General features: G+C 39.1%; 10 protein-coding genes. 6 read left to right on the forward strand and 4 right to left on the reverse strand.

The window, feature by feature from the left end; genetic code table 11:
• Window positions 1-120: 120 nt before the first annotated feature.
• Window positions 121-1,614 carry a cardiolipin synthase gene (cls, locus tag I6J02_RS12280; protein ID WP_201678184.1) on the forward strand — a complete coding sequence of 498 codons (1,494 nt, stop codon included), beginning with the start codon at window positions 121-123 and terminating at the stop codon, window positions 1,612-1,614.
• Window positions 1,615-1,696: 82 nt separating this feature from the next.
• Window positions 1,697-4,420, forward strand: coding sequence for a carboxypeptidase-like regulatory domain-containing protein (locus I6J02_RS12285; RefSeq protein WP_236581846.1), 2,724 nt, complete (start codon window positions 1,697-1,699; stop codon window positions 4,418-4,420).
• A gap of 104 nt (window positions 4,421-4,524) precedes the next feature.
• On the opposite strand, the gene I6J02_RS12290 is transcribed toward I6J02_RS12285, so the two are convergent.
• Both I6J02_RS12290 and I6J02_RS12295 read right to left on the reverse strand, forming a co-directional pair.
• A complete protein-coding gene (locus I6J02_RS12290) occupies window positions 4,525-5,535 on the reverse strand; it encodes a YihY/virulence factor BrkB family protein (RefSeq protein ID WP_201678186.1) in 1,011 nt (336 codons plus the stop codon).
• Between the two features lie 6 nt (window positions 5,536-5,541).
• On the reverse strand, window positions 5,542-7,317 hold the full coding sequence (locus I6J02_RS12295; RefSeq protein ID WP_201678187.1) for an AMP-dependent synthetase/ligase: 1,776 nt from the start codon (window positions 7,315-7,317) through the stop codon (window positions 5,542-5,544).
• 166 nt (window positions 7,318-7,483) lie between these two features.
• Between I6J02_RS12295 and I6J02_RS12300 the strand changes: the two genes are divergently transcribed.
• Window positions 7,484-7,987 (forward strand): hypothetical protein, encoded by a 504-nt coding sequence (locus I6J02_RS12300; RefSeq protein WP_201678188.1) that lies wholly within the window; start codon window positions 7,484-7,486, stop codon window positions 7,985-7,987.
• A gap of 41 nt (window positions 7,988-8,028) precedes the next feature.
• On the opposite strand, the gene I6J02_RS12305 is transcribed toward I6J02_RS12300, so the two are convergent.
• Window positions 8,029-9,768, reverse strand: coding sequence for a M61 family metallopeptidase (locus I6J02_RS12305; protein WP_201678189.1), 1,740 nt, complete (start codon window positions 9,766-9,768; stop codon window positions 8,029-8,031).
• Between the two features lie 193 nt (window positions 9,769-9,961).
• Here I6J02_RS12305 and I6J02_RS12310 point away from each other — a divergent pair, with 193 nt between their 5' ends.
• Together I6J02_RS12310 and I6J02_RS12315 are read left to right on the forward strand one after the other, a co-directional pair.
• The gene (locus tag I6J02_RS12310) at window positions 9,962-10,828 is read left to right on the forward strand and encodes an N-acetylglucosamine kinase (RefSeq protein WP_201678190.1); all 867 of its coding nucleotides are present in this window, start codon (window positions 9,962-9,964) and stop codon (window positions 10,826-10,828) included.
• An 11-nt stretch (window positions 10,829-10,839) separates the two neighbouring features.
• Window positions 10,840-11,352 (forward strand): glutathione peroxidase, encoded by a 513-nt coding sequence (locus tag I6J02_RS12315; RefSeq protein WP_201678191.1) that lies wholly within the window; start codon window positions 10,840-10,842, stop codon window positions 11,350-11,352.
• Between the two features lie 243 nt (window positions 11,353-11,595).
• Here I6J02_RS12315 and I6J02_RS12320 read toward each other — a convergent pair whose 3' ends face one another.
• Window positions 11,596-12,174 carry a thymidine kinase gene (locus I6J02_RS12320; protein ID WP_201678192.1) on the reverse strand — a complete coding sequence of 193 codons (579 nt, stop codon included), beginning with the start codon at window positions 12,172-12,174 and terminating at the stop codon, window positions 11,596-11,598.
• A 221-nt stretch (window positions 12,175-12,395) separates the two neighbouring features.
• Here I6J02_RS12320 and I6J02_RS12325 point away from each other — a divergent pair, with 221 nt between their 5' ends.
• The gene (locus I6J02_RS12325) at window positions 12,396-13,484 is read left to right on the forward strand and encodes a hypothetical protein (RefSeq protein WP_201678193.1); all 1,089 of its coding nucleotides are present in this window, start codon (window positions 12,396-12,398) and stop codon (window positions 13,482-13,484) included.
• Window positions 13,485-13,539: the final 55 nt, after the last annotated feature.

A 13,539-nucleotide genomic window follows, 5' to 3' on the forward strand; every position in this document is an offset into this window, starting at 1 on the left:
TCCTGATAAAATAGCCTAAATTTATTCCACACCCCTTTTGGGATGGTTTAATATAAATGATTTTTCTTCTGATTGTTTTAATACAGTAGCTGTTAGTATAATCAGACCAATGAAAATATTATGGAAGTGCTTGCTATCGAATCGCATCATGTCAATATGGTATGGGAGTTTTTAGTACAATGGTACTGGATACCGCTCTCCATCTTATACATTGGGGTTATTTCTACCATTCTAATCGAAAACCGAAATCCCAGCAAGACTGTTTCATGGGTAATGGTAATCGTTTTCCTGCCCGTTGTCGGGCTTATTCTGTATTATCTGTTTGGACAGAAATTTCAGAAGATCCGTAAATTTCAACGAATGAGCCAGCAACAGGCAGAGCTTTTGGAGCGGGAATGGAACAAGCTGGAGCCTGAAATGGAACGTGATCTGGAAACCATCGAAGAATGGATAGGCTCTGCTCACCGTGTATTTACTTTTCTCAAGAATGAGCGGCTATCTTCCCCCTCACTGCGTAACCGGGTCACTCTGCTGACGAACGGTGAGGAGAAATTTCCTGCGTTTCTGAAAGCAATCCGGGAAGCAAGGCATGCTATTCATGTGGAATATTACATTTTTGAACTGGATAATATTGGATTGGAAGTCTTAAATGCATTGGAAGAGAAAGCTTCAGAAGGAGTCAAAGTCCGCCTGATTGTAGATAGTTTCGGATCTCCTGACCTGGTCAAATATATGATCGCCAGTAAAAAGAGTAAGATAGAATTTCAACCCTTTCTACCTGTAACTTTTACTTCTTTGGCCAATTCAAACTATCGTAATCACCGTAAAATAGCGGTAATAGACGGGCATATTGGTTTTGTTGGTGGAATTAATATTTCGGATCGTTATATCAACTACCCGGGACAATCTGATGCCGTTTTCTGGAGAGATACCTCTGTCATGATCGAAGGCGAAGCTGTAAATATGTTGCAGGTGAATTTTTGGATGTCCTGGAATCAGACCGACGGCGCGCCTTTTATGATTACCCGTGAATACCTATGCAGCAAACCTTTTCAGTTTCCGGAACAGGCTGCAGTAGCTTTCACATCCAGTGATCCGGGATCAATAGGCCCATTCAATATGGAAGCCATCTTACTTGCTATCAGTGAAGCCAAGAGCAGAGTGCAGCTTTGTACTCCCTATTATATTCCCAGTGATGAGCTGTCTACTGCTTTGCAGGTGGCAGCCGCTTCCGGTGTAGAAGTTGAATTAATGATGCCGGCCACATCAGATTCGTATTTTGTACAGCATGCCAGCTTTTCATTTCTCAAGTCTCTCTTAAACAGAGGAGTCAAAGTGTATCTGTACAATAAAGGATTTATCCATGCCAAAACCCTTTGTATCGATGGGAAAGTAGCCTTTATCGGAACTACTAATCTGGACATACGCAGTTTCTATATCAATTTTGAGATTTCTGCTATTATCAGCGACCTGCAGTTATGTGTTAATCTTGAAAATCAATTTGAAAGAGATAAAGCTGATTCGGATCTATTAACATTGAAGATCTGGAAAAACCGTTCCAAATGGAAAAAAGGAGTGGATTCTCTTTGCCGGCTACTGGCTCCATTGCTTTAAGGAATGTTAAATTTCGGGGCTTTCTATGCTTGTTTCGCTAAAAATGGATATATTTAGCATTCTGAAAAATACGACGCTATACATGAAGTCATTAAAGTTTCTTATTGCATTACTAATTGCCACATTTACCTTTCAGGCTAAATCTCTGGCACAAGATAAACCAACTATTCCGATTAATACTGTTGTAGAAAAAGCACAAAAGCTTTTTCAGGTCTATCCGATCGAAAAAGTTCACGTACACTTTGATAAACCTTATTATGCTGTAGGAGATACGCTCTGGTTTAAAACTTATCTAAACAGGAATCTGTTTGAATACGACCCTTCGAAGATCACTTATGTAGAGGTGTTAAATAGCCGGGATTCCCTTATTCAGACTTTTAAGATTCCGTTGAAAGAAGGTGTAGGTAACGGATATTTTGTATTGGACCCTCAATTTATGGTCAAAGACAATTACCGCTTCAGAGCTTATACCAAATGGATGGCCAATTTTGACCCTGTGTATTTCTTTAATAAAATTATACCCATAGGAGATGCCATTAATAATAAGGTGATTACTAATATTGAATTTAAACCCAATGATAACGGTACTAAAACTCAGGCAATTGTTCAGTTTAAAGATAAGACAGGTAAGATCTTAAGTCGTTCCAAGGTTAATTGGGAAGCAATATCCGGATGGGAAACCATCAGCAAAGGAAAGGGTGAAACCGATGACATGGGACGCATCACACTGAATATATCTGCTAAGGATCGCGAAATGCTCCAAAGTGGAGAGCTGACGGTTAAAGTGGATGGCGAAAAGGGACAACCACCATTAGTGGGTAATTTTTTGCTTAAAAATGCTGTTTGGGATGTAGATGTTCAATTTTTTCCGGAAGGCGGAGATTTGATTGCAGGACTAGCAAAGAATGTAGGATTTAAAGCTGTTGGTTCGGATGGAAAAGGACAGAAAGTAACAGGCCGGATTGTAGATTCAAAGAATGCTACTATAGCAGAATTTAAAGATCTGGGGCTAGGAATGGGTATATTCTCTATGCTTCCTATTGCAGGCGAGAAGTATAAAGCCAGTGTCAAGTTTGAAAACGGACAGGAACGCACCTATACGCTTCCGGATGTAAAAGCCGAATCCATCAATCTGGTATTCCATAAGGAAGCAGATACTACTATTCAAATGGGAATCGTGACCAGCGACACATACTTTCAAAAGGTTCAGAATCAACCCTACTATATTCTGGCCGTTTCTAATGGACAGTTGTGTTATGCTGCACAGGCTACACTGAAAAATCCGTCATTTTTGCTTACTATACCGAAAAACCGTTTTCCAAATGGGATTGCACAGATTACACTCATGAAGCCGGATGGTACACCTATCAGCGAACGATTGATTTATATTCAATCCGATAAATTGCTGGATATAAAAGCAACAGCTGATAAGCAAGCCTACAAGCCAAAAGATCTGGTTAAACTGAAACTAGCAATAGATAATAATGGACAAAAATTTCCGGGTAGTTATTCTGTTGCTGTCGTAGATGAAACGAAAGTATCCTATGATGATCAGCAAGACCTTTCTATTGTAAGTAATTTTCTGCTTACCTCGGATCTCAAAGGTTATGTAGAGAAACCAAACTATTATTTTGATGAGAAGGTTGAAAACAGATTACAGGCTCTGGATGCATTGCTAATGACACAAGGATTTAGGAGATTCTCTTATACGGACATTATGGCTGATAAATTGCCAGCTATTAATTTCCTTCCTGAACAAGGAATCACTATTTCCGGAGTACTGCGTATGAATACAGGCAGGACTGTTCAGAATGCAGGATTACTGTTGAAAATCCCTGCGGCAGGAGTGAGCAAGGATGCATATACAGACGTAAACGGTAAATTCAAATTTGAGAATGTTGTATTCCCGGATTCTTCAAAAGTAACGGTCAATGCCAGAAGTAATGATAATTACAGAAGTCTGGTCATCAATATGGATCAATCTTATTTTCCGGGTATTGATAAGAACAACCCCTACGAAAGTAACAGAGTCGATAATATAGATCGTACAATTGCACCTTATCTGGATAATAGCCGTAAGGAATATCGTACTTCCATCCTTTTGGATGAAGTCGCTGTGACCGGAGTGGTGAAAAAAGTAGTGTCAAGTAAAGATTTTCCATCTTTGTCCGGATTATCAATGCCTGAACACAGAATAGAGCCATCCAGACTATCCGGATGTAATATTCTTACTCAATGTCTGACAACAGTTTTGACAGGTATCACCTTTGATACCCAAACATTAAAATATTATGTAAGCAGGGACTACAATGCAGGAGGACGTATTCCGGTACAATTTTTCTTAAATGGTATGCCTATAGATGAAGCCAGTCTTAATTCTATCAATGTGCCGGATATCGAAGGGATCGAGATCTTCCTTCGGGATGAGTTAGGTACTGTGAGCAGAATGTATCAAAATAATGGTGTCGTTTCTATTTATACGAAAAAGGAGAAGAAACAACCCCGTATGTCCCTTGCACAGATTGAGAGCATGTTGCCAAAAACAAATGTTATTGATATGTATCCGCTGGGGTATATTAAAGAAAGACAGTTTTATCTGCCTAAGTATGATACGCCACAACGTAAAGCTACGAATGATCTGCGTACGACGATTTACTGGAATCCAAATGTTAATGTAACCGAAACGGGTGAAATCGAACTGGAATACTACAATGCAGATGGTAATGGTAATTATAAAGTCGTTGTAGAAGGAATGGATAAAACAGGTAATATAGGACGGAAAGTATTCATATATCAGGTTAAATAATCCGAACTTAAATCTAAAAAAAACAAGGGCTTCCGATAGAGGAAGCCCTTGTTTTTTTTAGATCTTTAAGAGGGTAAATGAATAACTTTCAGAAAGGGCCTGATTTAATCCTTTTGAATTTCAGAAACATTCATTGGTACTTCAGGAGTGCTTTTAGAAATTTTGCGTTGCCCGGTTTCTACGTCAATTTCCAATTCTGTCTGTTTAACGAGAACTGCAAATGAAGTCGGCCGAATTCCTTTACCGTAGCGTATAGCAATTTCTTTAGTAAACTCTGCTCCGAAGTAAAGAATAGCTGAAGAGTAATATACCCAACCTAACAAGACAATAATAGATCCTGCAGCCCCATATGCACTTGCTGTAGCTGACTGGGTGATGTACAAAGAGATAGCATACCTTCCGAACATAAATAATAAGGCGGTAAATATAGCTCCTCCTAGTATATCCCTGAATCTTACTTTGGCATCCGGCAGAAAGGAAAATATAAAGCCGAATAAAGCCGTAATAACCGTAAATGTAATTCCGGTATTAATCCAGTCAAGCATGGGCAGACTTATATTTTCAAAATACTGGCCAAAGTAATTAGTGAGTGCCACGATAATTCCGTTGATCATTAAGGAGGCAATCAGTAGAAATCCCAGACCTAATACCATAGAAAATGATATCAGCCTGTTGATAATGAGTTTGAGCCATCCTTTCTTCGCTTTGGCCTTCACTTTCCAAATTGTATTAATCGAATCCTGTATATCAACAAATATGGTCGTTGATGTAATGATAAGCGTGACGATTCCGACAATGATACCGATGTTGGATCTGTTTTCAAAGCTGATCTTTTGGATCGTTGACTGAACTTGTACCGCTACATCTTTTCCGAACAGTTCTGAAAATTCCTTAAACACTTCATCACGGGCTCCCGTGGGACCATCCAGCTGAGTACCATAGAAAAAACCAATACACCAGATAATGATGATAATAAGCGGACCTATGGAGAACACCGTGTAATAGGCCAGAGAGGCACTCATCTTCATACATTTGTCATCCAGAAAACCATTGATGACATTCATCATCAGTCCTCCAAAGTCTTTTACTCTGGCTTTAAAAGGAATTTTTGACATAAACTGTTAACTTTTACTTCCTGCTTCTTCATAAATGCCATTAATGGTATCTTCGAATTTCTGAAGGATAATTTTGCGTTTTAAACTTAGTTTCGGTGTGAGTTCGCCGCTGTCAATACTCCATTCCTTATTCAGCAATTTGAATTTTTTGACCTGTTCCCAATGTCCGAATCCCGCATTTAACCGATCTATCTCACTCTGATATTTTTCGATTACTTTAGGATCTTTGATGATTTCATCTTTAGAGGTGTAGGGTATGCCTTTATGTTTACACCATTTTTCCAGCTCTTCAAATGCCGGAACAATCAGTGCTGACGGGAATTTACGGTTTTCTCCAAGCACCATTACCTGTCCAATTAACGTAGATTCCATGAATTTGTTTTCCAATACTTGCGGAGCAACATATTTACCTCCTGCAGTTTTGAACATTTCTTTCTTACGATCGGTGATCTTCAGGAAGCCATCATTTGATAATTCTCCAATGTCGCCGGTGTGAAAATATCCTTCTTCATCAATAGCTTCTTTGGTTGCCTCTTCATTCTTATAATATCCGGCCGTGATACTGGGGCCTTTGACTAATATCTCTCCGTCTTGTCCGATTTTCACATTCAGGTTACTTAATACTTTTCCGACTGTACCGAAACGAACTCCATTGGGTTGCCATGTGTTTACTGCAATAACAGGAGAAGTCTCTGTCAGTCCGTAACCCTCCAGCACCTGTATGCCAGCAGCCCAGAACACACGTGCCAGTCGCTCCTGCAAAGCAGCTCCTCCAGATACAATTAATTTGATCTCACCGCCCAGTGCTTCTTTCCATTTGGAGAAGATCAGCTTGCGGGCAATACCCAGTTTAAAATTGTAAAAGGCTCCGTTTTTTTCAGGTTCCTGATATTTATGCCCGAGCTCCAATGCCCAGAAGAATAAGGCTTTTTTGATTCCTGTAAGCGCTTTACCTTTTTCTACGATCTTGTCATACACTTTTTCCAGTACACGTGGTACAGTGGTAAATGCCATTGGCTTAACTTCATTGATGTCTGCGACTATATTATCCAGGTTTTCTGCATAATATATCTGAACTCCACGAGAGAAATACAGATAGACAACCATACGTTCAAAGATATGGCAGAGCGGAAGGAAACTCAATGCCTTATTATACTCCGTCTTCAGCAGGTGATTCGAAGCATTGACATTACTCATTACATTTTTATGCGTCAGCAGTACACCCTTCGGCTTGCCTGTTGTTCCTGAGGTATAGATAAGGGTCAGCAGATCATCTTCAGATACGGCATCTTTATAAGGTTTGAGATCAATATCCTGTTCTTTTCCAAATGCGATGACATCATCCAATGTCGGCAGGTCATCTATTTTTTCGAATGTAAACAGGTTAATTTCCAGATTATTCTCTTTTAGCGCAGTTTTCACTTTACCAGTCAGCTCCGCATTGCTCACAAAAATAGAACGCACTTCAGCATCTGCAATTATATAGGTTAAATCTTGACTGGAAAGTGTAGGGTATAAGGGTACAATAGCTGCTCCGATCTGGTTGGCTGCAAAATCTACGAAATTCCATTCCGGGCGATTACCAGACATCAGCGCTATGCGATCTCCCTTTTTCACGCCTCTGGCCAACATAGCTTTGCTTATATTGTCAATAATCTCAATAAACTCGTCCGTTGAATATGTTTTCCATTTGCCGTCTCTTTTTCCGGCAACCATTATGGGCTTGCTAAATTCTTCTTTATAACGTGTGATAAAATCGAATACTCGTGTTAATGTGTTCATAGTTACAATTTAACGGGTTTATAATAGGACAGCATGTTATACTGATACCAATATAATCATTTTCAGGGTTTATTTGTATCAAAAGCTTGTCAAATATATACCAAATATCTTTTTAAACCGTTAAAATCATGTTACATTTGACATTAATATTTATAAATTTTTTTAAATGAAAAAAGCATACTTATCCGCTCTTATTATCGGCATACTAACGTTGTTTGCTATAGATGCCAAAGCTCAATTGACCAGTGATCATGCCATAGGCGGACGATTCGGTTCTGCTCAGGGTATTACCTACAGATACACTATGCATGAAGATCGGGCTATCGAAGGAATTGTCAGTATTCAGAGTAATTCTACTTCGAGAAGATTCAGAGTGGTAGGTTTATATGAGTTTCACAAACCTTTGACAGGAGATTTTACCTGGTATTACGGATTTGGGGGAAGTGTGGGAGGATACACACGTAAGCCGTATACCGATGGAAACGGAAATCGTTTCAGCAGATCTTCGGAAGCCATTATCAGTGTGGATGGTATTGTTGGTATTGAATACAGTATTCCAAACGCTCCGGTTTCTATCTCTCTGGATGTAAAGCCCTATCTTGATTTTATTCAGAGCAGCAGCCTCAAGTTGATTGATCCGATCGGTTTTTCAATCCGGTATAAATTTTAATCTGACAAAAAAAGACCTTGATGATTCAAGGTCTTTTTTTGTTATCTGCTATTCAGCCAGTACTGAGCCAGCTGTTTCTGTTGTGCGGTCGCTGCTGGAAGAGGGGATATTTTAAGTGATTTTTTATTACTTATCCCAATCATAATCTTTAATTCCCGCATCAAACCATCTCGTGCTACCAAAATATTTAATGTATCTCCTGCATTGCCAGAGTTGAGTGCGTATTCAAGTTCACGTCCTGCAGGATCAAGTCGTACGTCATTGATTGCGATAAGTTCATCCTTTACGCTTAATCCTCCGGCCCAACCCGTGCTTCCGCGTTCCACATGAGTGATCATAACACGCTGATCGTTTTTGCTGAGCACTATCCCAAGACTGTGTGTCTTTGCATCTGCCAGCGTATCCACCATTTCGTAACCTGCAAGATTGAAATAACGGTTATAGTCCAGCTCTTCATGGGCATACACGGCTTCAAATATTTCCTGAAAATCCTGACCGGTTACTTCTTTGGTCAGCTTTCTGAATTCCTCTTCTTCAAAACCTCTTCCTTTTTCTACATAAAATCGCTGATATGCTGCTCTGATAACATCATCCAGGCTTTGTTTTCCATTGCTGTGTGCTATAATACTCAGGTCAAGAGCACAGGCAAGCATCGCACCTTTGTTATAATAAGAGATAGAGGTATTAATGCTGTTCTCATCAGGACGGTATTGTTTGATCCATGTGTCAAAACTGGACATTCCTACAGATTGCAATTCATAGCCCGGACGGTTATAGACCGTATTGAATTCGGCTGCAAGAAGCTGCAGATACTCGTCTTCTGACGTAAATCCACACCTGCGAATAATATGATTATCATAGTAAGCCGTAAAACCTTCCATGATCCAGAGTCCGGTAGTGTAATTCTCTGCTTCATAATCAAATGGTCCAAGCGCTTTGGGACGTAACCTTTTGACATTCCACAGGTGAAAGTATTCGTGTGCAGCAAGACTTAAAAAATTCTTATAGATCGTTTCCTGATTATAACCATTGCGTGTCGCACCTAAAACGGTAGAATTAAGATGTTCCAGACCTCCGCCACCAGAGTAATAATTATGGGTAATGAAAACATAACGATCATTCGGATTGGTTCCCCAAATGCTGGTCTCTTCTTCGATGATCAGCTTAAGATCCTGTGACAAACGGTCTTTATCATAATTGCCTCCGCCAACCATTGCAAATTCGTGAGGAATACCAGCTGCTTCGAAGTGCCAGATATCCTGATTACCTACTTCTATAGGACTGTCAAACAGAATATCAAAATCAGGTGCATAATAAGTGTTTGTCTTATCCTGCACGGCAGCCAATCCGGTAGAGATTTTGTCCCAATTCTGATAAGGAATCAGGGTGACTTCAGAGTCATGGCTCAGGTGACCATCAATATAGAAAAATGTAGCTGCAGGTACAATAAATGCATGTGTATCATCTACAAAGTTTGTTCTTACTGATACTTCAAAACAATACACCCTATAGTCTATATGTATATCCTGTTTGCCGGCAAATACCCGCCATGTATTTTTAGAAAGTTTCTCAAATGCTAAAGGCTTGTCATCTGCATCTTTAGCGCGAAAAGACTCCAGATTTTTGGCATATTCACGTATCAGATAAGATCCGGGTGTCCATACAGGCATCTTTACATCAATGTAATCCTGATTAAAGTTGGAGACAGACATTTTGATATCGGCATAATGTGCCTGAGGTTCAGAAAAGGATACTTGAAATGCTATGGATGAGTTTGCCATGTGTTACGATTAAGTTGGAACTGATAGTTATCGTGAATTTGTTACAAATGTAAGGGTATGTATTTGTTAAGCCAAATAAATCGGGATGTTATTGACAGTCTGTTTGCTGATTTCGGTCTTAAGTTCTTTTTTTGATTCTGCTTTTTGCGTATATTTGAAGGTAGGGGATCCCCCACTTTTTGAATAAACACATATGATATTAGTTGCAGACAGTGGTTCGTCAAAATCAGATTGGATTTTGGATTTGCCGGATAGTAAACCGTTAACCTTCTCTACAAAAGGACTAAATCCCTTTTTTGTGAGTGAAAAAGAGATTGAAAGGGTTTTGAAGGAAGTTCCGGAGATTATTCCGTATGCTGATGAGATCAAAGAAGTATACTTTTACGGTGCCGGTTGTGTGACTCCGGACCGTAGGGAATTGGTTTCCAATGCGTTGACCCAGCTGTTTCCTTCTGCTTTTATATCTGTTGAATCTGATCTGCTGGGTTCTGCTTTGGCGACGTGTGGAATGAATAAGGGTTTTATTGCGACTATGGGTACAGGCTCAGATGTTAGTTTTTTCGATGGAGAACTTTTGCTAGCCAGTCACAATGGAAACGGATATGTATTAGGAGATGAAGGTTCAGGAGCATGGTTTGGAAAACAGTTGATTACCAGTTTTCTATATGGTAAAATGCCTGTTGAATTAGCGGGTAAATTTGAAGAGAAGTATCGTATATCAAAAGATATTGTTATCAAGAATGTCTATCAAAAAGAAAGACCTAATACTTATCTGGCTAACTTTGCAGAATTTATGGATGCAAACAGATTACATCCTTTTATAGATAATCTGTTGCGCAATGGGATGGATGAGTTTGTCAAAACGAATATTCTTACTTATCCCAAATATTGGGAATACGAGTGTCATTTTGTGGGTTCTATTGCCTTTCATTTCGATTTGATATTAAGAGATGTCTGCAGAATCCATGGAGTACGGGTAGGATCCATCCTTAAATCTCCGATTCAGGAAATTTTCAGTTTTGTAATAGAACGGGAAAAAAACTCTATCTTAGATATTTAAATGTTATAACTATGATTCTAATGACTTTAATGGTGTGTATGTCGATGATTACGAATACCCCTACCGTGTATGATTACAGTTTTAAAGATATGGAAGGCAAGACGATCAATCTTTCGGATTATAAAGGAAAAAAGATTCTGATTGTCAATACAGCTTCCAAGTGTGGGTTTACCAAACAATATAAAGATCTTCAGGCACTCTCAGAGCAATATGGTGATAAAGTAGTGGTTATAGGTTTTCCTGCAAATAACTTTGGTGGTCAGGAGCCCGGTTCCAATGAAGAAATTCAGGACTTTTGCGAAAAGAATTTTGGCGTGACTTTTACACTTTCAGAAAAGGTAGATGTCAAAGGAGATCAGATCGATCCCTTGTTTAAATTTCTGACTAATCAGGAGAATCCGGATTTCAAAGGAGAGATCAAATGGAATTTTGAAAAATTCCTTATCGATGAAAACGGAAAATTGGTTCATCGTTACCGTTCAGCAGTAAATCCCTTAGATAAGTCCATTACAGCACAATTGTAAGGATATATAAGAAATAAGAGAACCGGAATTATTGTTCCGGTTTTTTTTGTCCTGTACAAAAAAAAGAAGCGACTCCTGTGGGGCAGAAGTCGCTAACTAACCAATTATAAACCTAAATTATGAAAAGTATTTTGTCGCTTATTACTAAGCTATCTTATTTGCTATATAAGGTATATTACAAATAGTTTGCCAAAATCATTTTTCAATATTAATTCAATGTTAATGTTTTGTTAATTTTAACACTTACCCCAGATTGTAATAGCAGGAACGACATCTGGGCTCATAACTCTCTTTTTCTCCTAATAAAACCTGTTTATCATTATCCGTCAAACGGTAAGAATAATTTGCAGGAGCACCACACCGGACACATACAGCATGAACTTTTGTCACGTGTTCTGCTATAGCCATGAGAGCAGGGATAGGGCCGAAGGGTTTTCCTTTAAAATCCATATCCAATCCTGCCACAATGACACGTAATCCTTTGTTTGCTAATTGTACACATACATTAGGCAGTTCATCATCAAAAAACTGAGCTTCATCTATTCCAACAACACGGGTGTCTGCACTGAGTAATAAGATCGCTGAAGAATTAGAAACAGGAGTAGAGGAGATGCTATTCTGGTCATGTGACACTACCCGCTGTTCATCATAACGGATGTCTACAGACGGTTTAAAAATCTCTACATTCAGTTTTGCAAACTGCGCTCTTTTAAGTCTTCTGATCAGTTCTTCTGTTTTACCGGAAAACATTGATCCGCATATCACCTCAATACTTCCGTAGGTCGCTCTCCGCGCTCCAAAATTATGTTCAGAAAATAACATCTCTTAAAAAAATATGTGTCGAAATTATAAAATATAAGGGCTTGAAAAACGTTAGAATATTGACGTTTAACCGATATTACAGGACGCTAATATCGAAATAAAATGTTAGATTTGACATAGACAATTAGAGAGTCTTTCCGAAATTGGTAATTATCAATTACTTGAATTTCTAATTGTTCATTCCTTCGTTTGTATAAAAACATAACAGAAAAAATATCAGGATGGCAGCAACAAAACAAGACATCTTCGCTAAAATCGGCGATCTACTTTTAGAACTAAATGATCAATATGCTACATGCAGTGAGCATGAAAACTGTGACTTGATTGAAATTTCACTGTTAGAAGCTAAAGCCAGATTTCTGGCGGATCATATTAATATTTTAAAAACATTAAACCTGCAGGAGACTGCGGTGAACAACCAGCAACCAGTGGAAGAGGATGCTGATACCTATAAAGTCAATCAGGAGGTAGAGAAAGTTCCTTTTGAAACCTATTTTACACCTTCCTCTCAGGTCGAAAATGAAGAGGTAGATGAACAGCCTGTACAGGAAGAGATTGTGGAGGATATACCGGAGGTAACCAATGTGGTGCAGGAGGAAACCCGTATACAGGAAGAAGCAATAGAAGAAGATACAATCGAAGGGGATACAATAGAAGAAGATACAAAAGCAGATGAGACAGAACAATATCATCACTATAATACTGAAAAAGAAGAGGTCCCTGTAAAGCAGAGTGAGCCGGAAGAATTAGTAACCGATAAAACCGAAGAGCAGCCTGTACAGGAAAGCATTCGATTTGAAACGCCGGTTTCCTTTTCCGCGCCGGCAGCAGCTCCCGTTCAGCCGGAACCGGTTTCAACAACACCTGTGCAACAGCCAGAGCCTGTTAACGAGCAGCCTGTTGCTGAGCCTGTCGTGAATACGGTTGTTATTGAAGAGAAAGCAATTGTAGTAGAAGAGTCCATAGAAGAAAAACCTTCCAGACCATTGACTCTGAACGAGCTGATTTCTCAACAGAAGAAAGCAGGATTAGGACAAGGTAATATTTTTCAAACTTCGCAAAATGGTACAGAAAGAATTAGTGACCTGAAATCTGCAGTCAGTCTCAATGATAAACTGTTATTTATCAAAGACTTGTTTAACGGATATAGCCTGGCTTACAGTGAAGCTATAGAACTATTAAACAGGTTTGATAATCTGGCAGAAGCGGATGCATTTTTGCAAACAAACTATGCCTTGAAAAATGGCTGGAGTGATAAACCGCAGACAGTAGAAAAATTGTACGCTATACTCCGTAAGAAATTTATCTAAATAACATAACGGATCATATAAAAACACAACAGGCATTCCATCCGGAATGCCTGTT

Origin of the sequence: Sphingobacterium spiritivorum (assembly GCF_016725325.1) — a bacterium.
In the GTDB taxonomy this organism is placed as follows: Bacteria; Bacteroidota; Bacteroidia; order Sphingobacteriales; family Sphingobacteriaceae; genus Sphingobacterium.